This is a genomic window from Thermasporomyces composti, assembly GCF_003386795.1.
GTDB classification, from domain to species: domain Bacteria; phylum Actinomycetota; class Actinomycetes; order Propionibacteriales; family Actinopolymorphaceae; genus Thermasporomyces; species Thermasporomyces composti.
In genome coordinates this window covers 3,072,229-3,096,417 of sequence record NZ_QTUC01000001.1, presented here as the reverse complement: position 1 = coordinate 3,096,417, position 24,189 = coordinate 3,072,229, and the positions used below count along the sequence as shown (strand labels likewise).

Below are 24,189 nucleotides of genomic sequence, written 5' to 3'. Positions count from 1 at the left end.
TTCATGCTGATTCGCTTATTACGCACCTACCTGCGGCCCTATACGCGACCGCTGACGGCTGTCGTCCTGCTCCAGCTCGTCGCCACCATCGCCTCCCTCTACCTGCCCAGCCTGAACGCCGACATCATCGACAACGGGATCGCCAAGGGGGACACCGCCTACATCCTGCGAACCGGCGGCTGGATGCTGCTGGTCAGCGCCGCCCAGATCACCTGCTCCATCGCCGCGGTCTACTTCGGTGCCCGCACCGCCATGAGCGTCGGACGCGACCTGCGCGCGGCGGTCTTCCAACGCGTCGGTGAGTTCTCCGCGCGTGAGGTGAGCCAGTTCGGCGCCCCCTCCCTCATCACGCGCAACACCAACGACGTCCAGCAGGTCCAGATGCTCCTCGTGATGACCTGCACCATGCTGGTCGTGGCGCCGATCATGTGCGTGGGCGGCGTCATCATGGCGCTGCGCGAGGACGTCGGGCTGTCCTGGCTCATGCTCGTGAGCGTGCCGGCCCTGGCGTTGGCGACCGGGCTGATCCTGAGCCGGATGTCGCCGCAGTTCCGGGCCATGCAGGAGCGGATCGACACCGTCAACCGCATCCTGCGGGAGCAGATCACCGGCATCCGCGTCGTCCGCGCGTTCGTCCGGGAGTCCGAGGAGAGGCGACGCTTCGCCGTCGCGAACTCCGACCTGACCGCCACCGCGCTGAACGTCGGCCGGCTGTTCGCGCTGATGTTCCCCGTCGTGATGTTCGTCTTCAACGCCTCCAGCATCGCGGTGCTGTGGTTCGGCGGCCTGCGCGTGGAGTCCGGCGGGATTCAGGTCGGGTCGCTGATCGCGTTCCTCAACTACCTGATGCAGATCCTCATGTCGGTGATGATGGCCTCGTTCATGGCGATGATGGTCCCCCGCGCAGCCGTGTGCGCGGAGCGGATCGCCGAGGTCCTCGACACCGAACCCACGGTCCGGACCTCCGCCACCCCCGTCACCACGCTGACCAGGCGCGCGGACGTCGAGCTACGGAACGTCCAGTTCAAGCTCCCCGGCGCTGCCGACCCCGTGCTCCGCGACATCAGCTTCCGGGCCGAACCGGGGACCACGACCGCGATCATCGGCAGCACCGGCTCCGGGAAGACCGCGCTGATCTCACTCATCCCCCGGCTCTTCGACGTCACGGGCGGCGCCGTTCTCGTCGGAGGTGTCGACGTCCGCGAGCTCGACCCCGAGCTGCTGTGGAGCAAGATCGGGCTCGTCCCGCAGAAGCCGTACCTGTTCTCGGGGACCGTCGCGAGCAACCTGCGCTACGGGAACCCGGACGCGACCGACGAGGAGCTGTGGGAGGCTCTGCGGATCGCGCAGGCGAAGGACTTCGTCGAGGCGATGCCCGAAGGGCTCGACTCCCCCATCGCCCAGGGCGGGACCAACGTCTCCGGCGGGCAACGACAGCGGCTGGCCATCGCTCGCGCGTTGGTCCGCAAGCCGGAGATCTACCTGTTCGACGACTCCTTCTCCGCCCTCGACCTGGGTACCGACGCCAGGCTCCGCGCGGCCCTGCGTCCCGTCACCCGTGACGCCACGGTCATCGTCGTCGCCCAGCGGGTGTCGACGATCGTGGATGCGGACCAGATCGTCGTCCTCGACGACGGGGCCGTCGTCGGCATCGGCCGCCACGACGAGCTCCTCACCAGTTGCCAGACCTACCTCGAGATCGTCGAGTCCCAGCGAAGCGCGGAGGCGGCATGAGCGAGCGGTCCACCACCTCGACGCCACGGCGGAACGCTGGCCCCGGTGGCGGTCCACCGTGGGCCATGCCTCCCGCGAAGGCCATGAACTTCGGCCCCTCCGCCAAGCGCCTGCTCGGACGGCTGCGTCCCGACCGCGCCCGGCTGCTGTTGGTCGTCATCCTGGCGATCGCCAGCGTGGCGCTCAACGTCATAGGCCCGCGCGTCCTCGGCCGCGCGACCGACGTCATCTTCGCCGGTGTCATCGGCAAGCAGCTGCCGGAGGGGATCACCCAACAGGAGGCGATCGAGTACGCCCGAGCGAACGGCCAGGACCAGTTCGCCGACATGCTGAGCGGCATGGAGGTCGTCCCCGGCGCGGGAATCGACTTCAGCAAGCTCGGCCAGATCCTGCTCACCGTGCTGCTGATCTACCTCGCCGCGAGCGTCCTGGCCTGGCTGCAGGGATACCTTCTGGCGAGCGTCGTCCAGAACGCGATGCGGCGGTTGCGGTCCGACGTCGAGGACAAGCTGCACCGGCTGCCGTTGTCCTACTTCGACCGGCAGCCACGCGGTGAGCTGCTGAGCCGGGTCACCAACGACATCGACAACATCGCCCAGAGCCTGCAGCAGACGCTGGGCCAGCTGCTCTTCTCCCTGCTCACCGTCATCGGCGTGCTGACCATGATGTTCGTGGTGTCGCCGCTCCTCGCCCTGATCGCGCTCGTGGCGGTGCCGCTGTCGGTCGTCGTCACCCAGCAGATCGCCAAACGCTCCCAGCGCCAGTTCGTCGCGCAGTGGGCGCACACCGGAACGCTCAACGCGCAGGTGGAGGAGGCCTTCACCGGCCACGACCTCGTCAAGGTCTTCGGGCGTCACCGCGAGGTGCAGGCCGCCTTCGCCGCCACGAACGAGGAGCTGTTCAAAGCGAGCTTCAAGGCCCAGTTCATCTCCGGCATCATCATGCCGTCGATGATGTTCATCGGGAACCTCAGCTACGTCGCCGTGGCTGTGGTGGGCGGCCTCCGGGTGGCGTCCGGGACGATGACCTTGGGCGACGTCCAGGCGTTCATCCAGTACTCCCGGCAGTTCACCCAACCGCTGACGCAGGTGGCCTCGATGGCGAACCTCCTGCAGTCCGGTGTGGCGTCGGCCGAGCGGGTCTTCGACCTGCTGGACGCGGAGGAGCAGAGCCCGGAGCCGGCCACCCCGGCTCGGGTCGACAAGCCACGGGGCCGAGTCGAGTTCGAGCGCGTGTCCTTCCGGTACGAGCCGGACAAGCCGTTGATCGAGGACCTGTCACTCGTCGCCGAGCCGGGACACACCATCGCGATCGTGGGGCCGACCGGGGCCGGCAAGACCACGCTCGTCAACCTCATCATGCGGTTCTACGAGCTGGACTCCGGACGGATCACCCTCGACGGCGTGGACATCGCCACGATGCGCAGAGACGAGCTGCGCAGCAAGATCGGCATGGTCCTCCAGGACGCCTGGCTGTTCAACGGAACGATCCGCGACAACATCGCCTACGGCAAGCCGGGGGCGACCGAGGAGGAGATCCTCGCCGCGGCGAAGGCGGCGCTCGTCGACCACTTCGTGCGGACCCTCCCTGATGGGTACGACACGGTGATCAACGAGGAGGCCAGCAACATCAGCGCCGGCGAGAAGCAGCTCATCACCATCGCGCGAGCGTTCCTCGCCGACCCGTCCCTGCTGATCCTCGACGAGGCCACCAGCTCGGTCGACACCCGCACCGAGGCGTTGGTCCAGCACGCGATGGCGGCGCTGCGCTCGGACCGCACCAGCTTCGTCATCGCGCACCGGCTGTCCACGATCCGCGACGCCCACCGCATCCTGGTGATGGAGAACGGTCGCATCGTCGAGCAGGGCACCCATGAGGAGCTGCTCAAGGCGGAGGGCGCGTACTACCGCCTCTACAACGCGCAGTTCACCCAGCCGGTGGCCGAGCTGGACACCGTCGACGACTGGCCCAGCGCGACCCCAGGCCAGGTCGAGGTGCCCTCGACTCGCACCTGAGGTCTCCACACGAGCCGCGAGGACCCCACGCCGCCAGCGCGCGGCGTGGGGTCCGTCTTGAGAGCGTTGGGCACGCGGGCCGACTTGTCCACAGGCGAGAAGCTCCACGGCCGCCTCGGCGCCCGGTCGGGCGTAGCATTCCCCGACCGGGAGGTGGAGGACAGGCGATGTCCAAGGTTGGGAGCTTCCTGAAGACCGCCCTCGTCCGGTTGCTCGTGCTCGCCGTCCTCGGCGCGATCGGCTACGGGGGCTACCTCTTCTTCGGGCCGACCGCGAGGGCCAACGACGAACCGCTCGAGCACGACAGCGACCTGGAGAGCCTCTGCTGGTACCAGAGGAGGTACTACCCGGAGGCCGCCACCTACACCGGTCCCGCCCCGCACCCGATCAAGATCTTCGAGCAGTCCGACTCCCAGACGAGTGACCCCGGCTGGTTCTCCTCCCAGGTTCGCCAACCTCTCCCCCAGCACTGGTGGTCGCACCACAGGGCGCCGACGAAGGTCCAGCTCGTCGCCTGCGTGGAGATCGACGACGAGGGACCCAGGATCGGCGAGTGTGAGTTCAGGGGTGAGACCATCCCCATGCACCAGGGCATCTACACCGCCACCCTCTACGAGGCGAAGACCGGCAAGAAGGTCGCCAAGGTGGAAGGCATCGCCGGCAGGAAGGACTTCGACGACGGCATGTGCCCGGCGATGCACGTCTGGCGCCAAGGAGAGGACCCGAGACTGCTCTCCAAACCCGATGCCGCGGCGTACCGGCGCGCGTTCGGCCGGTACGTCGACGGATGAGCGGGCCGAACGCACGGCACCGGCCATTGACAGGTCCGTCGTCGACCGCTACGACGTCGGTACGACCACTCGGACGGACCTCATACCTGCTCCATGATCGCCGACAGCCACTGCCATGCCTGGCGGGTCTGGCCCTACCAACCACCTGTGCCGGACCCGACCGGGCATGGCAGCGTCGACCTCCTCCTGTACGAGATGGACCGCCACGGTGTCGAGCGGGCCGCCGTGGTGTGCGCGCGCATCGGCGACAACGACGACAACAACGAGTACGTCGCCAAGGCGGCGGCTCGCCATCCCGACCGGCTCGCCGTCCTGGCCGACGTCGACTGCTTCTGGCGTCCCGAGTACCACACGCCGGGTGCCGCCGCTCGACTGCGGGCGACGGCGGAGCGCCTGGAGATCGCCGGCTTCACCCACTACGTCCACGACGACAACGACGGCTGGTTCCGCACCGACGAGGCACTGGAGCTCTTCGCGACAGCGGCGGAGCTGAACCTCGTGGCCAGCCTGGCGGTGTCCCCACGCTGGCACGCCGACCTACGGGACGTCGCCCGGCGGTTTCCGACGCTGCCGATCCTCGTGCACCACCTCGGGCTGGCCCGACCCGGCTCGCCCCCATTCGAGGACGACCTCGCGGAGGTGCTCGCCAGCGCCGCGGTCCCCACCATCGGTCTCAAGGTGTCCGGATTCCACTACCTCGCCACCCGGCCCTGGGACTTCCCGTTCGCCGAGGGCCGCGAGGTGTTCCGCCGTCTGTACGAGGCGTACGGGGCGCACCGCCTCTGCTGGGGTTCGGACTTCCCCGCCGCCCGACCGCACGTCACGTACACCCAGTCGCTGGAGGTGGTTCGCGCGTACTGCGACTTCCTCCCCGCCGAGGACCTCGACCTGATCCTGGGCGGCACGCTCACGCGGATCCTCGACACCCGCCGCCCGGCGCCGCCAGCCGACGGCTGAGTGAGCCAAGCCCGAAGAAGCACGGACCGCCCACGTGCGGCACGGGAACACCTCGACGAGGACGGGCGACACGGACGAGCGCCGCCGGTTCCTCGCCGACGCAGGCGGATCAACGCCGAGCGCATGGACACGGTGTTCGCCGCGATCTACGACGACCGCCGGGGCGGATACGTCAACCCGACCCACGCGAGGTTCGTCGACCGCTTCGTCTCCCTCCTCACGTCGGCCTCGAAACGGCCGGAGGTGCTCGACGCCGGATGCGGGACCGGGACGTACTGGTCGACGTTGGTGGCCGCCGGCTGCGTCTCGTTCGGCGTCGACCACTCGCGGCGGATGCTCGCGAGGGCACGGGCCAAGCACCCGGGCGTGGAGACCGTCGTCTGCGCCCTGCAGGACCTCGGCGACGGACCAGAGCTCCAGCACCGTTTCGACGGTGTTCTCTGCGTCGACCAGTTCCTGCCAGCACGGGAGGCTGGGAACCGAAGACCTACCACCCTCTGGCGACGGCGGTTAGCATCCAGCGCGAGCGCTAGGGGCCGGCCTGAGTCGAGGCAAGGACTCCTTGCGCAGTCGCCCACGTCGTCGAGTCAAGCGCGAACGACGCCGCACCACCGCACGGGAAGAGCCATGCGCAAGGACGAAATCGTCGACGTCCGCGTCTCGTTCGTCGCCAGCGACGAATCGGATCCGGCCGACCCAACCGAGCGATCCACTGAGGAGACGGAGTCGGGTTCCCACAGCTCACCGCCCGCCCAGATCGACCGGGCCAGGCATTGGCTCGGGGGCAAGGTCGCCAACCCCATGACCAAGTACCCCGAGTTCCGCGACAACCGGGACGCCGGCATCCGGGCCGACGACGGGGGCACGGTCGTGGTCGAGGTGGAGTCCGCCTCCGGTGAGGTCGGTCTGTCGACCACGAGCGGCCTCGCCGCTGCGGCCATCATCCACCAGCACCTGGCCCGGCTGGTTCGCGGCGAGCGCGCGAGCGCCCACACACGCATCTGGGACCGGATGTTCTCCAGCACCCTGCGCTACGGCCGCAAAGGGCTCGTCCTCCACGCCATCTCGGCGGTCGACCTGGCCATCTGGGACCTGCACGGCAAGGTCCTGGGCGAGCCGGTGCACGAGCTCATCGGCGGGAAGATCCGCGACGCCGTCCAGGTCTACGCCACCGGTCCGTCGCCGGCGCTCGCCGCGCGGCTGGGGTTCGCCGGCGCGAAGCTGCCGCTCGTCTACGCCCCCTGCGAGGGCGAGGAAGGGTTCCGGCGCAATGTCGAGATCGCCGAGCAGGCCCGGGCCAGCGTGCCGGACGACTTCCCGCTCATGTACGACTGCTGGATGGCGCTCGACGTCGACTACGCCGTCCGCCTCGCCCACGCGGTGGCGCCCCTCGGCTTCACCTGGATCGAGGAGCCGCTGCCCCCAGACGACTACGCCGGGCTGCGCAGAATCCGTGACCGGATGCCGCCTACGATGACGCTCAACACCGGGGAGCACGAGTACACGGCGGCCGGGTTCAAGTTGCTCTGCGAGGCCGGCGTCGACGTCATCCAGCCCGACCTCGGCTGGTGCGGCGGGATGACGGAGGTGCTCCGCATCGCGGACGTGGCCCGCGTCTACGGCGTCAAGGTCATTCCCCACACCTGCGGCATGCCGAACTACCACTTTGTCGTCACCCAGCCCCATGGCGAACTCGCCGAGTTCCCGGTCCTGTCGCCCGACGGCGAAGCCCTCGCGCCCCAGCACGCGCCGCTCATGCTCGGTGAGGACCTGCCGGAGAACGGCTGGCTCACGGTGAGCGACAAGCCCGGGTTCGGGCTCACGCTCAACCCGGAGATCCGGCTCGTCCCGGCCGTACCAGCGCCTCGGACGGCGCCATGACCAGCCGGAGGCCGCGCATCGCCGTCGTCGGCGCGGGCTGGTGGGCGACGACCCGGCACCTGCCCTCGTTGGCGAGCTACGACGGCGCGGAGCTCGTCGCCGTCTGCGATACCCGGCCCGAGCGCGCTCGCGCCGCGGCGGAGCGGTTCGGCGTCCCGGTGACAGCGACGGATCTCCCCAGCGCGCTCGCCGCGACGCACATCGACGGCGTGGTCGTGGCCACTCCGCACACCACCCACTACGCGCTCGCTCGGACGGCACTGGACGCCGGCGTCCACGTGTTCGTGGAGAAACCCCTCACCACGACGGCCGCCGAGGCTTGGGAACTCGTCGAGAGGGCGGAGGCGAACGGCCTCCACCTCAGCGTCGGCTACACCTATCACTACACCCGAGCCGCCCAGTTCGTCCGGCACGCCGTCCGGGAGCGGATCGGTTCGCTCGTGTGCGTGGCCGCGCAGTTCACCTCGTCGACGCTGACGCTCTTCGCCGGTGGGGACGACTCCGCCGACCCCGCGACTCCACATCCCACGACGTACGCGGACCCGCGGCTGTCGGGTGGCGGCCAGGGCCACACCCAGGTCACCCACCTCATGGGGACGGTCCTGTGGGCGACCGGCCGCGAGGTCGAGGAGGTCTTCTGCTACATGGACAACCGGGGCTGTGACGTCGACGTCGTCGACGTCATGGCGTTCCGTTTCGCCGGGGGCGGCCTGGGCACCGTCACGTCTACAGGAACCGCGCTCGGCCATCAGCCGCCACGGCAGCGGATCCAGTACTTCGGCACCGACGGCGTCGTCGAGCAGGACCTCCTCGGCGCCAGGGCTGTTCTGCACCGCAACGACGGCGCCGTCGTCGAGCGTGCTCTCGACGAGGGCGAACCGGCGTACCCGGCCGAGGCGCCGGCGCGCGCCTTCGCCGACCTCATCGCCGGCCGCGGCCCCAACCACGCACCTGGTCGGGACGCCGCCGCCACGGTCGCGTTCCTCGACGCCGCCTACCGGTCCGCCGCCTCGGGCCGCGCCGAACCTGTGCTGCGACGACACCACCGTTGCGAGCCTTGAGCCGCGGCGACCGACGGATGCCGGCTCGAGGCCGGGTGCCGGCTCGACCAGGCCCCCGCGTCGGGCGAGGGTCAGCCGCCCGCGAGGGAGATGACGGCGGACACGGCGTTCGCGATGGGGGGAACCCCCGCGTAGAGGCCGATCGCCGTGACGACGAGCAGCGCGGGGAAGATCACCCGTGACTCGTACCAGGCGCCGGTGGTCAACGGGCCGCCGTCGTAGTTGTCGCCCCGGTCTCGGCCGTCGATCCAGGAGAAGGGGCGCGGCACGGCGGTCTTGGTCACCGCGTCACCGACGATGTGCACGAGCACTCCCAGCCCGAACGCCAGCGGCAGCCACCACGGGTACGCGGCGTAGCGGGCGGAGGCGTACCCGACGACGGCCGAGACGACGAGGTTCGCCAGCCAGTACCGCTCGTTGTCGCCGGGAATGACGAACGCCAGCGCGCGCAGGGTCGCCCCCACCGCGATGGCCACCGCCACACCCGTCGAGACCGGATGCAGCGAGGCCAACCAGGCGAGACCGGCGAACAGCGGTGGCGCGACCAGCCAGTCGTGCGTCCCACCGCGGTGGCCACGGAAGAGCACCCGCACCACCCGGTGCACCGCACGGGACAGCGGCCCCCACATGACGGTGACCGACGAGGAGCGGTGGTCCCAGTCGGGCACCAACGCCGCGCCGGCACACGCCGCCACGAAGGACAGCTGGTCGGCCACCCCGTCGATCGGCAGGACGGCGAGGAGTCCGGACCCGGCTGCGAGGCCGGTCGCGGCGTGCGTCCGCCACATCATGGCTCGGCGTCGCTCCTTCCCAGTCGCTCGGAACGTCGCCGTGATCATGGCATGCCGCTCCCCCGGGAGGTGTCGTGGAGCCGGAGGACCGCTCGTGACCTGCAGAGCACCGCTGGCCGCCGCATCGGTAACGGAGTGTGCGTACGCTCGTGACGACGGTTGGTGGCCCGCCCCATGACCGGCGCGGTCGAGGTCGGCTACCCGACGTCCGGCACCGGCGACCAGGTCGCGGCCGCTTTCCGCGGGGAGCGGGTGTTCGCCTGTCTGCCGAATCTTTCGTCCCCCGCGTAGCCTCGTCGCGCCACGCGCTGAGCCGGGACGCCGCCGGGTCACCACGCGCCCGATAGTCGCGGGATCACGCCGACGTGAGTGAGCTGTGCTGGGTCAGTAGGGCGCTGAGCCGCTCCTTCGGCAGGGTCGGCTTCTCGTCGTACAGGTAGCAACTGACGGCGTGGCCGGACGCCGCGAGGTACGTCGGCGGCTGCGCCTGTGTACACCGCGGCATGGCCGCAGGGCATCGCTCGGCGAACCGGCACCCCTGGTGGTCCTCCGGCACCTCGACGCCGTTCCTGGCGCCGGTCTCCTCCGAGCCCCAGCGCCGGCGAGGGTCCGGCCAGGGGATGGAGTCGATGAGCATGCGGGTGTAGGGGTGCTTCGGCGCGGTGATGACGTCCTCGACGTCACCGGCCTCCACGATGCCACCCCGGTACATCACGACGATGTGGTCACTCACGTGGTACGCGGTGCCGAGGTCGTGCGTGATGTAGAGGATGGGCACCTTCAGGGTCTGGTTGACCGTGCGCAGGCTCTCCAGGATCGTCGCGCGCAGTGAGGCGTCGACCATGGACACCGGCTCGTCGGCGACGATCAGCTTGGGCCGCAGCATCAACGCTCGCGCCACGATGATCCGCTGACGCTGCCCGCCGGACAGCTGGTGGGGATAGCGACCGAGCGTCTCGTCCGGACGCAAGCCCACAGCCTCCAACGCGTTCACCATGAGCTCCTGCCGTTCCGCTTTCGACCGGCCGAGACGGAACTTCTGCAGAGGCACCGTGAGCACGTGGTCGACCTTGTAGAACGGGTTGAAGACCGCGAACGGGTCCTGGAAGACCGCCTGGACGTCTCGTCGGAACTCGCGCAGCCGAGCGCCGCGCAACCGGCTGAGGTCCGATCCTCGATACAACACCGTGCCGCTCGTCGGGCTGATGAACCCCAACAGCAGGGACGCCAAGGTGGTCTTGCCGCTTCCACTCTCCCCGACGACGGACAAGATCTGCGGGCTGTCCCCGGGAATGGTCAGCGACACATCGTCCAGCGCGACTGTCGCCGTACGCGAGAGAACACCGCCGCCGTAGACCTTGCTGACGTTGCGCAGCTCCATCAGCGGGGTGGCGTCACCGCCGCCCTCGCGGGCGGTCTCGTCACGCGGTGGCATGGCCCTCCTCGTGCAAGTGACAGGCGACGAACCGGTTGGGGCGATGCTCCCGATACGGCGGCACCTGCTCGGCGCAGATGTCCATGGCCTTGGGGCACCGTGGATGGAACAGGCACCCAGGCGGCAGCGAGTGCAGCGACGGCGGCAGGCCCGGGATTCCGCGGAACGTGCCCCGGCGCTCCAGCTTCGGCAGGCTGTCGATGAGCAGATCGGTGTAGGGGTGGAGCGGGTCGTCGAAGATCTCCCGGATCGGGGACACCTCGGCGAGCTTCCCCGCGTACATCACCGCGAGGCGGTCGACCGACTGGGCCATCAGGCCCATGTCGTGACCGATGAGGACGACCGCGACGCCGAGCTCCTCCTGCAGGCGCAGCAGCGTCCCCATCACCTGACGTTGGACGACGACGTCGAGCGCGGACGTGGGCTCGTCCGCGATCAGCACCTTCGGCTCCATCGCCACCGCGATCGCGATGCACACGCGCTGCTTCATGCCGCCGGAGAGCTGGTGCGGATACATCCGCCCCACCTCCCGTCGGAGCCCGACCGACTCGAGAGCGGCGTGGGCCTTCTCGAGGAGCTCCTTCTTGGCGACTCGCTTGGGCGAGTGGTCCTCCAACGTGTCGACGATCTGGTCCTCGATCCGCGCCACCGGGTTGAGGGAGTTCATGGCGCCCTGGGGAATCATGCTGATCTCAGCGGCGCGGACCTGACGCATCTCCTTCTCGGGCAGCCGGAGGATGTCACGTCCGTGGAGGAGGATCTGCCCGCCGGCGATGCGGCCCGGCTCCTTGATCATGCGCATGAGCGCGAGCGCGATCGTCGACTTCCCCGAGCCGGACTCGCCGACCAGCCCGAGCTTCTCGCCCGGCATGAGGTCGAAGCTCACGCCGTTGACGGCCCGGACGGCGCCGGCGTCGGTGTGGTACTCGACCCGAAGGTCGCGCACCGAGAGAACCGGCTCGCCGGTGCCGGCCGCTCGGTCCGTCCGCGGCGCGGTCGAGGTACTCGTCATCGCGACCTCCGAGACCGCGGGTTCGCCCACTCGTCCAACGAGAAGGAGATGAAGTACAAGGAGAGGATCAGCACGCAGATGATCGCGATCGGGATGCCCCACCACCACCAGAGGTTGCGCAGCAGCGCGGAGAACCTCTGCATCCAGAAGAACGTCATGCCCAGGGTGGGCTCTCGCTGAGAGCCGAGACCGAGCATCTCCAGGCCGAGCGCGGCGTAGACGGCCCCGATGAGCGCCGCCACGAAGCCAGCCAGGAGGAACGGCGTCAGGTTCGGCAACAGCTCCCGGACGATGATCTCCGGCCCGCGCATCCCCGACAGACGGGCCAGTCGGATGAACTCCCGCTCGCGCAGCGACAGCACCTGGGCTCGGATCGCACGCGTCGGCCCCGGCCAGGCGAACGCGGCGAGGATGAGCGCCATGTTCTCGATGGAGATGTACTGGCGCAGCAGCGACGCGATGACCACCATGACGAGGAAGCTGGGGATGGTGAACATCACGTCGACGATCCAGCGGATCACGCTGTCCAGCCAACCGCCGTAGAACGCCGACACCAGACCCAGCACGATGCCGATCGCCAGCCCGATCGACCCGGCGAGCAGTCCGATCTTCAGGCTCAGGCGGGTTCCCACCACCATGACCGCGAAGAGGTCACGTCCCTGCGCGTCGGTACCGAACCAGTGCTCAGCCGACGGCGGCTTGCTCGCCGGGCCCGCGAGGGGGTAGGGGTCCTTGGCGGGGTCGATGAAGAACGTCCCCACGGTGGCGAAGAGGATCAGGCCGACGAACATCGCGAGCCCGATCACCAGCAAGGGATTCCGCCGCAGGTACCGGAGAACCGACGTGGCTCGCCCCACCCGGGAACGTGGCGTGAGCATCGTGGCCGTCTGGGACGCCGTGGCGACCATCGCTCCTCACCCCTTCTCGTACCGGATGCGCGGGTCGAGCAACGGATAGATCAGGTCCACGATGAGCGTGGCGATGCACACGGCGAAGACGAGGATCATCGTGATGCCGTAGAGCAGGTTGTAGTCGAGCACCTGGATCGACCCGTTGATCAAGCCGCCGAGACCTGGATACGCGAAGAGCGTCTCGACGAGCACGGTGGAGAAGACGAACGTGCCGAGCGACATCACCAGGCCGGTCACCTGAGGCAGCATCGCGTTGCGGACCGCGTACCGCGCGAAGATGCGACGCGGGCGCAGCCCTTTGGCCTCGGCGAAGGTGATGTAGTCCTCCCCCACGGTCATGACCATGAGGCTGCGCATCTGCAGGGCTTGGCCGCCGAGCTGGAACAGCACCAAGGCGCATGCGGGGAGGAACGCGTGCTTGGCGATGTCGAGCGCGAACTCGAGGGACCATTCCGGCGTCGCGGTGCGCGAGTACGCCCCCGACAGCGGGAAGATCTTGAGCTGGAACGCGAAGAGGTAGATCAGCAGGAACCCGAGCACGAACGCTGGGACGGCGCTGGTCAGCATGCTGGCGGGCACGAAGATGCGCAGCCAGCGTGGACAGCGCGGCCAGCCGAGCAGGGCACCGAGCAGCGTGCCGATGACGAACGCGATGAGGATCGACATCAGCCCCAGGCCGAGCGTCCAGGGCAGCGCGTCCTTGATGATCGAGTTGACTGTCCGCGGATACTGCGAGATCGAGTATCCGTAGTCGAACCGCACCACCTTCAGCATGGCGGTGAGGTACTGCTTCCACAGCGGCTGGTCGAGGCCGAACTGCTGGTTGTAGGCCTCGACCATGGCCTCCAGCCCGGTCTGGTTACGGCCGCCCTGGGTGGCGGCCAGCATCAGCCGTTCCCTGATCGGGTCGCGTGGACTGAGCTTGGGAATGAAGAAGTTGATGCTGGCCGCCGTCCACATCACCGTGACCAGCAGCAGGATCCGCCTGACGAGGTACCGCCTGGAGATCACTCGACCACCCCTCCCTGGTCCGGTCCGTCGCCGCCGATCAGCCGGACGCGGGCTTGAGGCGGGTGAGCTCCAACGCGAACGTCTTGAACCAGAACGCGCCGGGCAGGTACGGGTCGTCAGCGGTCGGCCAGCCGGTCCAGTACCTGGTGTTGTAGGGAATCCGGTGGAGCCACTGCACCAGAGGCGTGTGCGGCAGCTCCCGTAGGTAGATCTCCATCGCCTGGAGGAACAGTGGGAGCTCCTGTGGGTCGTCGACCGGCAGGGAGGCCATCTGCTCGACGGTCCTGTCGAACTCCTCGTTGCGCCAGCGGCTGCTGATGTCGCCCGCCTCACCGACCTTGGAGTAGTGCCGGGAGTGCATGAGCTCCAGCGAAGGGTACGGGTCCGCGATGGCTCCGGCGAAGCCGAACAGGAACAGCTTCGCCGACCCGTCAGCCATGCGTGTGTAGGAGTCGGACGGCGTCTGCAGGGACGCGTCGAACCCGGCGGCACGCAGCTGCTCGGCGAGGATCGCGCCGTAGTCGTTGACGAGGTCGACGATGCCGTAGATGGTGGCGTCCACCCTGGCACCCTTCTCGTCGACCCACAGGTTCTCGGCGTCGCGGGTGTATCCCTTGCTGGTCATGATCCGCTCGACCTCGCCCAGGTCGTAGGCGTTCGTCGGGTACCTCTCGAGGAGTGGCTTGACCGCGTCGAGGTACTTCCGCAGAGGCGGGAAGTCCGGGAACGGCAGCTCGGACGTGATCCCGGCGCCCTCGTAGCCGATCTCGACCAGCTGCTGACGGTCGATCGCGTGGTTGACCGCTCGCCGGATGTCAGGGTCGTCGTAGGGCTTGACAGCGCAGTTGAAGAACAGCGACTGCGGCCACCAGTCGACGTACCCGTACGGCTCCTCGCGCCCGCTCCAGGCGATGATCTTCGGGTTCTGCTCGACCACCTGCTTGATGACCGGCGGTCTGAGGTCGAGCGAGGAGTCCAGCTCGTCGTTGATGAGCTGCTGGGCGATGTTCGTGGGGTCGGTGAACGGCACGACGATGATGCGTTCCGGTCCGGGAAGCTCAGCGAGTCCCGCCTTGACCGCCCACCAGTCGTCCCGTCGGTCGAGGAGCCGCCGTTGCACCGTCCAGTCGACCACCTGGTAGGGCCCCGTGACCACCGGCCACTTCTTCGCGGGGTCGTAGAACAGGAAGCCGTACTGGTTCTTCTCCTTGGAGAAGATGTGCTCGGGGACGAGGAAGATGCCCAGGTCGTTCTTGAAGTACAGGTAGTCGAAGACGAAGCGCGGCGCCGGCTTGGTGAACGTGATCGTCACCGTGTGCTCGTCCGTCGCCTCCGCGCTCTTGACCCACTCCCGGATGTCCGCCGAGTAGGTCATCGCGGCGTTCTTCTCGTCCTTCAGCATGGTGAGCGTGAAGGCGACGTCCTTCGCCCCGAACGGGGTGCCGTCGCTCCAGTAGGCGTCCGATCGCGTCTTGATCGTGACGCTCATGTAGTCGTCGGCATAGACAGGGTCGCCGTCGGCGAGCCACGGAATCGTCTCTCCCGTGAACGTGGAATAGAAGTACAGCGGCTCCAGCATCGCCGCCATGCCCCGCTGGTGGTTGAAGCCAGACGCGTAGGGGTTGCAGATGCCGACGTCCGAGCCGTCCCCGAAAGCCAGCATCAACGTCTTTTCGCGTGGGATCTTGCGTGGATTCCCCCGAGGCACCTCGCGCTCCGGTGTCGGGGAGCCGGACCCCTCCGGCGTCGGTGGCAGCTCCGGTGTGCCGCAGGCGGACAGCGCGATGGCAGCGGAGCTGATTCCGGCCAACTTCAGGAAATCACGTCGGGAACTACCGGGAAACGTGGGCGGCATGGCTGTCTCCCGCTTCAGGGTCGACGCAAGGTGAGTGAATGCTTGGGTACGTCGCCCCGCCAGTCAAGCACTTGTGACCGCCTTGAAATCTCCATCGCCGGAGATGGCCAACTCTGCCGCGGACGTTGTCGCGGCGCCTGCCGGGCTTTTCCGCCTGGCGGAGGATCCGACGATGGTCAGGGCCGATTTCCGTCATCGTGATTGCCCGCACCACCACACCGGGACGACCATGCCAAGACCGGTGTGCTGACGGCACGAAGCGATCACCTGTCGGTTCTTTTCTGCGCCGACGTGAGGGAGGTGGCGGTGTCCGCCCTGGCGTCCCGACGTGGCTGTGCGCTGACGTCCGCTTTGCTGACCATCGTTGCGCTCACCAGCGCGGGTGTCGCGGCGGCGGACATGGCGCCCGCCGAGGCGCGCGAGCGACCGGAGCCCAGCCCACGGCTTGTCCAGACTCGCTACCCCACCGAGGACGTGGTCGTCGCGGACTTCGACGTCTCCGATTACGGGGCAGACCCGACCGGCGTTGGCGACTCGACGCGCGCCATTCAGGACGCGCTCGACGACTGCTACGCCGCGAGCGGAGGCACTGTCTGGCTCCCAGCCGGCACCTACCGTGTCACGGACACCCTCGAGGTGCGGGCGTTCTGCACCATGCGCGGCGACCGCCGCGACCCCGATGAAGGGCGAGGCGACTACGGCACGGTCGTGGTGGCCGACCTCCCGCCGGGTGACGACGGTCCGGCGCTGTTCCGGATCGGCGGCAGCGCGGGCGTCATGGGCGTCACGACCTACTACCCACGCCAGGACGCGGCCTCCCCGGTGCCGTACAACTACACGTTCGAGATCCCGGGCGTGGCGTGGATCGGCACCCAGAACTACATGATGTCGACGGTGTCCGACGTCACGATGCTCAACTCCTATCGGGGCATCGGCGTCAGCACCATGGCCAGCGACCGAGGGGAGCCACCCAGCTCCGGGCAGGTTCACGAGTCGGCCACCATTCGCAACGTCAAGGGGACCGTGCTCTACGAGGGTGTCCGCGCCTACAACGGCGCTGACGTGGGCACGTGGGAGAACGTCCGGTTCAGCAACGCCTACTGGGCGGACGCCCCCCGGGCCTACCGACCACCCGCACGCGCGGCACTCGACGCGTGGACGCGCGCCCACGGGACCGGGCTCGTCCTCGGCGACCTGGAGTGGGAGCAGTTCTCCCACATCGACGTCGCCGACTACCGGGTCGGGATTCGGATCGTCCCCGGCCAGCGAATCCGCTTCGCCGGGAGCTTCGTCGAGCCCACCGTCCGCCGCACCGACGTGGCGCTCCAGGTGGACGACGTCGACCCCCGGTGGGGCCTGTCCATCGCGGGTGGTGTGCTCGAGGGAAGCCAGCACGCGATTCGCAACGACGCCGAGGGCTACGTCAAGATCACCGGAACGTCCGTGGTCGGCGACGTCCGGGGCACGGTCCATGCGCTCGAGGGACGCCCACCGACGTTGGAGCCCGGACCTCCGCCAGCTCGTCCGCGTGCCGCGCTCTACGACATCACCAAGCCGCCGTTCAACGCCCCGCGCGGAGTCGGTGTCCTTCCCAACGAGGACGCCACCGCGGCGATCCAGCGAGCACTCGACCAAGCGCACGCCGACGGGGGCGGGATCGTCTACCTCCCCGCCGGCTGGTACCGCATCGCGAGCCACCTCCGCGTGCCCGCGAGGGTGGAGCTGCGTGGGGCCTCGGCGGTGCCGAACCGTGACCAGCTGGGCTTGAGCGGCGGCACCGTCCTGCTCGCGTACGAAGGGCGCGATACCTCGGTGCCCGAGACCGCCCCCGCCTTCGTGACGCTGGACGGCGACCGCGCCGGCGTGCGCGGACTGCGGATCTTCTATCCCGAGAACAACCCGGCCAGCCCTGACGGGCTCGTGCCCTATCCGTACGCGATCCGAGGAAACGGCGAGCGCACCTACATCGTCAACGTCGGGCTGCCGAACGCGTGGAACGGCATCGACCTGGCCACCTACCGCAATGACCGGTTCGTCGTTCGGAAAGTGAACGGCGCCTTCTTCAAGCGCGCCGTCACCGTGGGCCGTAGTGACGGAGGCAGGATTGAGGGGCTGCTCTCCAACGGGAACGCGGTCACCCGGGTCGGCTTCGGCATACCGGGCTGGGCGGAGGAGGGGAACATCTTCCCCGAGGTGATCGACAAGTACATGCGCAGGCAAGCGGTGCTGGTGACCGTCGACGGGGCGCGGCGACTCCGGCTCACGCACGTGTTCGCCTACGGCTTCCACGACGGGCTGGTCGTGCGGTCCGGCGACGTGACCGGCTGGAACCTCGGCACCGACAATCTCGGCGAGGACGGCCACACGATCGACGTCACCGCCGGCGAGGTCACCATCACCAACGTGCTGCGCTACAACGGCGCCACGCTGACCGGACCGGCGCGGTTGCTCAACATCATGGCGATCGGCATGGTCACGCACGCGGTCGAGGTGACGGCGACCCCACCCGACGGCGGAGCCGTGCTGCTCTCCGGCAACGAGGCCGAGCCCGGACGGTACGAGCGCGGGGCGGAGATCACGGTGTCGGCCGCAGCGGCCAAGGGCTACACGTTCACGCACTGGAGCGTGGACGGCGAGATCGTCAACGCCCCGTCGACCCTCGCCCTCACCGTGGAGGCTGACCACACGATCACCGCCCACTTCGCTCCACGCTCGTGACCGCGCGATCGGTGTAGGTGATCGACCGCGCCGCGACGGTGTGACTACCCCGTCGCCTTCCCGGGCAAGGTCTCGGGTATGAGGAGCCTCGCGGCGATCACCACGGGTGCGACGATCGGCAGTGGCGCGGCGGAGGCGGTCGTGACCCGACCACGGCGTCGTCGAGGCCTTCGACCCGCCCAGACCGGCTGAGCGCAAAGCCGGACGTGCGCCCGGCTATCGCCTCACATGAGCGACGACCAGATCTCGGTGAGCGACCCAGCGGAGGCTAGCCACGAGCCGCTGGCCTTGCTCATGGCCCACCTGCGCAGCGGTCCGGCGGGGTTGTCGCAGCAAGAGGCCGAGCACCGGCTCGTGATCTTCGGGCCGAACGAGCTGCGGCGACGTGGCAGACGCCGGTTGGCACGTGAGTTGGGGCGGCAGTTCGTCCATCCGCTCGCGCTCTTGTTGTGGCTGGCCGCGGGACTGGCGTACCTCACCGGGACCCCTGTGCTGGCGGGCGCGATCATCGCGGTGATCGCGCTCAACGCTGTCCTGGCGTTCGTGCAGGAGCAGCAGGCTGAGCGGGCCGTGCAGGCGTTGCGCTCGTATGTGCCCCCGCATGCGACCGCGCTACGCGATGGCCGCGTCCGACAGGTGCCAGCCGCGGCGCTCGTCCCAGGCGATGTGATCGTGATCGAGGAGGGCGACAGGATCTCCGCCGACGCGCGACTCCTCGACGGCCAGATCGAGGTGGACATGTCGGCGCTCACCGGCGAGTCGACCCCGGTGTCACGCCAGGCGGGACCGGTGGAGCCGCACGCGCCGCTGCTCGAGGCACGCGACGTCGTGTTCAGTGGGACGACGTGCACGGCCGGCGCCGCCCGGGCGCTCGTGTTCGCCACGGGGCCACATACCGAGCTGGGACGGATCGCCGCGCTGTCCGAGCACCTCGCCGCCGAGCCGAGCCCGCTCGAGAAGCAGGTCCGTCGAGCCGCGTGGCTGATCGCCGCTGTGGCGGTCGGTGCGGGTGCCGCGTTCCTGCCGCTGGGAACGCTGGCCGGTCTGCCGGTCGCGGACGCGTTCATCTTCGCGATCGGCCTGCTGGTGGCCAACGTTCCGGAAGGGCTCCTGCCGACGATCACTCTGGCGCTCGCCGTGGGCGTCCGCGCGCTGGCACGACGCGGCGCGGTCGTCAAGCGACTCTCGTCGGTGGAGACCCTCGGCTCGACCACCACGATCTGCACCGACAAGACGGGCACGCTCACCGAGAACCTCATGCGCGTGAGCCAGGCGTGGACTCCCGGCGGGCGGGACAACGAGTTGTCCTCGCTGGTCGAGGTGATGGTGGCGTGCAACACCGCCGAGCTCGCGGAGACCGCGGCCGGTGCCGCGGACGTCGGTGATCCGACCGAGATCGCTCTCCTTCGGTACGCGCGGGACGCCGGCGCGGACATCGACCCCGACCGCCGGGAGCGTCGGCGCCGAATGCTCTACCGGTTCGACCCTCGCCTGGCCCGGATGTCGACTCTCGACCAGCCATCCGAGTCGAGCCGACAGCTCATCCTGCATGTCAAAGGCGCGCCTGAATCGGTGCTTCCGCTGTGCACGACCCTCATGGACGGCGTGCCGCGCCCCGCGACAAGCGCCGACCTCGAAAGGGTCCGCGCCGCCGAAAGCTCCATGACGGCACAGGGTCTGCGGGTCCTGGCGTTCGCGCGCCGTGAGATCGACGCGTCCGCGGTCGCGGGAAACGCGGCGCCCGCGCGGGAGGAGGTCGAACGCGACCTCTGCCTAGTGGGGCTGGTGGGTCTGCACGACCCGCCCAGACCGGAGGTGCCCGCCGCGGTGGCCGCCTGCCACACGGCGGGAATCACCGTCCACGTGATCACCGGCGACCATCGGCGGACCGCCGCCGAGATCGCCACCAAGGTGGGTCTTCACGTCCGCCGAGCTCTGACCGGCGAGGAGGTAGCCGCGATGAGTGAGCAGCGGCTCGAGGAGCTCCTCGCCAGCGGGGGCGAGCTGGTCTTCGCCCGAAGCTCACCCGAGACCAAGCTCCGGGTCGTCGACGCCCTACGCCGCCAAGGTCGGATCGTCGCGGTCACGGGGGACGGGGTCAACGACGCGCCCGCGCTGCGCCGGGCCGACATCGGCGTCGCCATGGGACGCACCGGCACCGACGTCGCCCGGGAGGCCGCGGCGATGGTGCTCACCGACGACAACTTCGCGACGATCGTCGCCGCGGTCGAGGAGGGCCGCCGGGTTTTCGACAATGTACGGAAGTTCGTTCTGTACATCTTCGCCCACACGGTCCCCGAGGTCGTGCCGTTCCTGCTGTTCGCCCTCTCCGGAGGCGCCATTCCGCTCCCGCTGACCGTCTTACAGATCCTCGCCATCGACCTTGGAACCGAGACGCTGCCAGCGCTCGCGCTGGGTCGGGAGCGAGCCGAACCCGGCATCATGCGCCGTCCGCCTCGGGACCGGCGTGAAGGCATCATCAACTCCCGCCTGCTGTGGCGGGCCTGGGGACTGCTCGGGGTCGTCTCGACGATCCTCACCCTCGCGGCGTACTTCGCGGTCCTGGTCGCCGCCGGCTGGCGGCCGGGCTTACCCACCGGCCCGGGGAGCGCCTTGCATGAGGCCTATCTGCAAGCCACGACAGCGACCTTCGCCGGAATCGTGGCGTGCCAGATCGGCACCGCTTTCGCCGCCCGCACCGAGCACTCCTCGCTTCGCAGCCTCGGGATCTTCAGCAATCCGCTGCTTCTGGCGGGCATCGCCTTCGAGATCGGCTTCGCCGCCTGTCTCATCTACGTCCCGGCCCTGCAGAGCATCTTCGGCACGAGACCGCTGCCCGCGTGGGTGCTCCTCCTGTTGGCGCCGCTGCCCGTCATCGTGTGGGGGGTGGACGAGCTGGACCGCTGGCGACGACGGAGGTCGCTCCCGGGAAGACGGAGGTCGCTCCCGGGAACCTGACGGCACCTAGGCTCGACGGACCTAGTGTTCTTCCGCACCGTCGGCATGCCCATGATCGTCGGCATACCCCCCATGGAGCGGTTCCCTGGCCTTCGACTCGGAGGGCTCGACACGGGAACACCGACGAGACGTCTCCCGTTTGTCGTTGTCGACCCCGTCGTCAGTCGGGTCGAACCGTCGGTTGAGTCCGACAGTCGGTTGGATCGAACAAATCGGTCGAGTCGAGGTGTGACCAGGACGTTGACGCCGAAGTGCGTGACCTGCGGCAGTGAGCTGCACCCCGAGCGCGCGGAGAAGTACAACTACTGCACGAGTCGGGAATGTCAGGAGAAAAACGCCCGAGGTCTGACGATCGTCTCCGTGGGTCTGAACAAGGCGGCGGACCAGTACCACATTCTTGACGACCAGACCCGACGTGATCTGGCGAGCGGCCGTCACCACGATCAGCGGCGTGCCACATACGGGTCACTGGACCGACCAAGCGATCAGGCACAGCCGTCCGGCTCGGCGCGCGGCGACGCCACGACCACGGTCCGCTCCACGACAGGCGACGGCCCGACGGGTGACCGACCGCCGCGACGCTACCGACGCCCGGCTCAGCCCGTGCGGCGCGTCCCCTGGACGCGGTCCCAGCAGAAGCTCGCCATGATCTACCACCAGCAAGGGCTTCGGCCTGACGAGATCGCGCGAAAGCTCGGCGTGAGCCGCTACCTGGCCACCCAGATGATCCTGGCGGGGAAGAAGCACCGGACGCTGTGATCGTCCGTCTCGTCGACCCGCCGTCCCGCCGCTCCCCTCGCGTAGCCCTCCGGTGCTCTACCATGCCAGCGGCACCAGGGGCCAGCGGCACCAGTGGCCAGCGGCAGGAGCAGGGCCGGCGGCAGCAGGGGCAAGCGGCAGCAGGGGCCGGCAGCAGCGGAGGGAAGGCGGCGTCACCATGGCAGCTCGAGGCGGGCGCGCACTCTCACCGCGGCGCGCGCGGCTGAACGTCCTTCGTGGCGCCAGCACTCGTGCCCAGGTGTACGCCCTGATCCGCCGCGCGATCGTCTCCTTGGACCTACCGCCCGGACAAGGCTTGTCGGAGAACGAGCTCGCCGCCCGGTACGGCGTGAGCCGGACCCCGGTCCGTGAGGCCATCATCCGCCTCGCCGACGAAGGGCTGGTCGAGGTCGCGCCGCAGCTCGGCACGTTCGTGTCACGGATCAGCGCCCGCGAGGTCGTGGAGGTCCAGTTCATCCGGGAGACACTGGAGCTGGCCAGTCTGCCGCACGCGATCGCCAACGTCACCGCGGCGGACGAGGCCTACCTCCGCGCGCTCGTGGAGGAGCAGGCCGAGGCGGGTCGCACCGGTGACCTGCGACGATGGTTCGCCACGGACGAGGACCTGCACCGGTCTCTGCTGGAGATCGGCGGCCACCCCCGAGCGTGGTCGGTGGTGTCCTCAGCGAAAGCCCACCTCGACCGGGTGCGGATGCTCACCCTCCCCGATCCGGGGATCCTCGCCGAGCTGCACGAGCAGCACCGGCAGATCGTGGACGCCGTGGTGGCGAAGAAGCGCCGACAGGCTCAGGACGTCCTTCGTCGACACCTGCGCCTCGCGCTCGACGTCCTCGAGCCCTTGGAGCGGCAGTTCCCTGACTACTTCATCGCCGACGAGGACGAGGAGCCCGACCTCGCGCGCACCCGGCTCATCCGCGGCCGGTCCGGTCACTAGCCGATGATCTCGACCTTCGAGCGGGGGCCGGCCGAGCCCAGAACCGCTCCCCGGTAGGGCCGGCCGACCGAGCTGTCGGTCACCATCGAGACCAGCACTCGGTCGACATCCGCCCCGAAGTACACCCCCCAGCGCTGCTTGCCCGCTCCGTCGGGCCGCTGGTACGTCGCACCGCTGAGCCGAACCGCCTGGACGTTCTCCAGGTAGAAGCCAGCCGACGTCCGGTCGGACCGATCGTCGCCGTTGGAGTCCGCCGTACACCCCGACAGGGTGCCGTTGGTCACACCGATCAGCTCGAAGCCGCACCCGCGCTGAGCGTCCTGGGACTCACAGCCGGTGATCGTCGGTCGGCTCGAGGTGATGCGGAAGCCTGGCCCCTTGGTGAAGAAGGCCTTGCACATCGAGAGCTTGGAGTTGCCGCCGGCGACGAGGAATCCGATGCGGCCCGCCTGCGACACCGACTGAACCACCGTCGTGTCGGAGGCACCCTCGATGCGGTACGAGACCTGCGCCGCGTCGGTGACCCTGCAGTCGTTGATCTTGGTCTCCCGAACGCCGCCTGGGTATCCGGCCGTGCCCAGGTAGATGCCGTCGACGGCCGGGCTGTAGACGTACACCCGGTGCAGGAGGTGGTTGGGGTCGGGCCCCCATTCCTCCGGCCGGGAGCCCTGGAGGAGCCGGATCCCGTAGTCGAAACGGCCCGCGCACTCCAAGCCGATGTCGCGGATGACAATCCTGGTGGAGTTGGGGTCCCGGTTGCTGATCATGGGCTCGCGAACCCGGCCCGCCGCCGACCCATCGAGGACGGTCCCGTGCGGTCCCGCTCCGCACAAGGTCTGGCCAGTGCGGAGGTGGATGGGACCCTTGATCGGGTAGCGACCGCCAGCGACGAACACCACGCCCCGGCCCACGTCGCTCAGTGCCCGGTTGATCGCGTCCTGGGCACCCACCGCGGGGTCGACGACGTACGGCGCCCCGGACCCTGGCAGCCCCACCCAGTACGGGTAACCGGGGGGCACGTTCGAACCCGACGGTTCGGCATGGGCGTTCGAGCCGGTCAGGAGAGCGGAAGCGACGCCGCCACCCACCACGGCGCTGGCGGCGCGGATGAAGCCACGACGGTTCTCAGATCCTGTGGGGCGGCGCGCAGTCATTGCCTCATCCTTCCATCAGAACGTCCCCAAAAAACGAGTCGTCCGCAAACGTCGGGAACGCGGTAGCGGGAGGATAGGGCGGTTTCGTCCGCTATGTCACCAATGTCACTGTCCGAATAAGGCCGCTCACGATCGGCTCCGCCCGTGGCGAGCGGTTCCGCTCGCAGTTCTGAGGCCGCAACCCGCACCCT

At 69.0% G+C, this 24,189-nt stretch carries 17 protein-coding genes; 10 read left to right on the top strand and 7 right to left on the bottom strand.

Annotation, left to right across the window (positions count from 1 at the left end):
• The first annotated feature begins 3 nt into the window (after positions 1–3).
• From DFJ64_RS13380 to DFJ64_RS13355, 6 genes are all read left to right on the top strand, one after another.
• Positions 4–1,734 carry an ABC transporter ATP-binding protein gene (locus DFJ64_RS13380; protein ID WP_115850750.1) on the top strand — a complete coding sequence of 577 codons (1,731 nt, stop codon included), beginning with the start codon at positions 4–6 and terminating at the stop codon, positions 1,732–1,734.
• The gene (locus DFJ64_RS13375) at positions 1,731–3,749 is read left to right on the top strand and encodes an ABC transporter ATP-binding protein (RefSeq protein WP_115850749.1); all 2,019 of its coding nucleotides are present in this window, start codon (positions 1,731–1,733) and stop codon (positions 3,747–3,749) included. Before DFJ64_RS13380 ends, DFJ64_RS13375 begins: the two co-directional genes overlap by 4 nt.
• 167 nt (positions 3,750–3,916) lie before the next feature.
• Entirely contained in the window at positions 3,917–4,540 is a 624-nt protein-coding gene (locus tag DFJ64_RS13370) for a hypothetical protein (RefSeq protein WP_115850748.1), read from the top strand.
• Between the two features lie 93 nt (positions 4,541–4,633).
• The gene (locus tag DFJ64_RS13365) at positions 4,634–5,497 is read left to right on the top strand and encodes an amidohydrolase family protein (protein ID WP_115850747.1); all 864 of its coding nucleotides are present in this window, start codon (positions 4,634–4,636) and stop codon (positions 5,495–5,497) included.
• 123 nt (positions 5,498–5,620) lie between these two features.
• Positions 5,621–7,378, top strand: coding sequence for an L-rhamnonate dehydratase (gene rhmD / locus DFJ64_RS13360; protein WP_115850746.1), 1,758 nt, complete (start codon positions 5,621–5,623; stop codon positions 7,376–7,378).
• The gene (locus DFJ64_RS13355; RefSeq protein ID WP_115850745.1) at positions 7,375–8,439 is read left to right on the top strand and encodes a Gfo/Idh/MocA family protein; all 1,065 of its coding nucleotides are present in this window, start codon (positions 7,375–7,377) and stop codon (positions 8,437–8,439) included. Before rhmD ends, DFJ64_RS13355 begins: the two co-directional genes overlap by 4 nt.
• Before the next feature lie 71 nt (positions 8,440–8,510).
• Here the strand turns inward: DFJ64_RS13355 and DFJ64_RS13350 are convergent, their stop codons facing one another.
• The 6 genes from DFJ64_RS13350 to DFJ64_RS13325 form a co-directional block, all read right to left on the bottom strand.
• Positions 8,511–9,278, bottom strand: coding sequence for a metal-dependent hydrolase (locus tag DFJ64_RS13350; RefSeq protein WP_115850744.1), 768 nt, complete (start codon positions 9,276–9,278; stop codon positions 8,511–8,513).
• 307 nt (positions 9,279–9,585) lie between these two features.
• The gene (locus DFJ64_RS13345; protein WP_115850743.1) at positions 9,586–10,665 is read right to left on the bottom strand and encodes an ABC transporter ATP-binding protein; all 1,080 of its coding nucleotides are present in this window, start codon (positions 10,663–10,665) and stop codon (positions 9,586–9,588) included.
• Positions 10,652–11,677, bottom strand: coding sequence for an ABC transporter ATP-binding protein (locus DFJ64_RS13340; RefSeq protein ID WP_115852076.1), 1,026 nt, complete (start codon positions 11,675–11,677; stop codon positions 10,652–10,654). The genes DFJ64_RS13345 and DFJ64_RS13340 overlap by 14 nt, the downstream gene beginning before the upstream one ends.
• Positions 11,674–12,585, bottom strand: coding sequence for an ABC transporter permease (locus DFJ64_RS13335; protein ID WP_115850742.1), 912 nt, complete (start codon positions 12,583–12,585; stop codon positions 11,674–11,676). The genes DFJ64_RS13340 and DFJ64_RS13335 overlap by 4 nt, the downstream gene beginning before the upstream one ends.
• Positions 12,586–12,591: 6 nt before the next feature.
• On the bottom strand, positions 12,592–13,599 hold the full coding sequence (locus DFJ64_RS13330; protein ID WP_245941117.1) for an ABC transporter permease: 1,008 nt from the start codon (positions 13,597–13,599) through the stop codon (positions 12,592–12,594).
• Positions 13,600–13,636: 37 nt separating this feature from the next.
• Positions 13,637–15,454 (bottom strand): ABC transporter substrate-binding protein, encoded by a 1,818-nt coding sequence (locus DFJ64_RS13325; protein WP_115852074.1) that lies wholly within the window; start codon positions 15,452–15,454, stop codon positions 13,637–13,639.
• Between the two features lie 306 nt (positions 15,455–15,760).
• Here DFJ64_RS13325 and DFJ64_RS13320 point away from each other — a divergent pair, with 306 nt between their 5' ends.
• From DFJ64_RS13320 to DFJ64_RS13305, 4 genes are all read left to right on the top strand, one after another.
• Positions 15,761–18,172, top strand: a complete 2,412-nt coding sequence (locus DFJ64_RS13320) for a glycosyl hydrolase family 28-related protein (RefSeq protein ID WP_245941116.1) — start codon at positions 15,761–15,763, stop codon at positions 18,170–18,172.
• Between the two features lie 228 nt (positions 18,173–18,400).
• The gene (locus DFJ64_RS13315; protein ID WP_115850741.1) at positions 18,401–21,130 is read left to right on the top strand and encodes a cation-translocating P-type ATPase; all 2,730 of its coding nucleotides are present in this window, start codon (positions 18,401–18,403) and stop codon (positions 21,128–21,130) included.
• Between the two features lie 228 nt (positions 21,131–21,358).
• A complete protein-coding gene (locus DFJ64_RS13310; protein ID WP_147304701.1) occupies positions 21,359–21,889 on the top strand; it encodes a hypothetical protein in 531 nt (176 codons plus the stop codon).
• 178 nt (positions 21,890–22,067) lie between these two features.
• Positions 22,068–22,844 (top strand): GntR family transcriptional regulator, encoded by a 777-nt coding sequence (locus DFJ64_RS13305; RefSeq protein ID WP_115850739.1) that lies wholly within the window; start codon positions 22,068–22,070, stop codon positions 22,842–22,844.
• On the opposite strand, the gene DFJ64_RS13300 is transcribed toward DFJ64_RS13305, so the two are convergent.
• The gene (locus DFJ64_RS13300) at positions 22,841–23,998 is read right to left on the bottom strand and encodes a right-handed parallel beta-helix repeat-containing protein (protein WP_115850738.1); all 1,158 of its coding nucleotides are present in this window, start codon (positions 23,996–23,998) and stop codon (positions 22,841–22,843) included. The two genes, DFJ64_RS13305 and DFJ64_RS13300, sit on opposite strands and share 4 nt — an antisense overlap.
• Positions 23,999–24,189 lie beyond the last annotated feature (191 nt).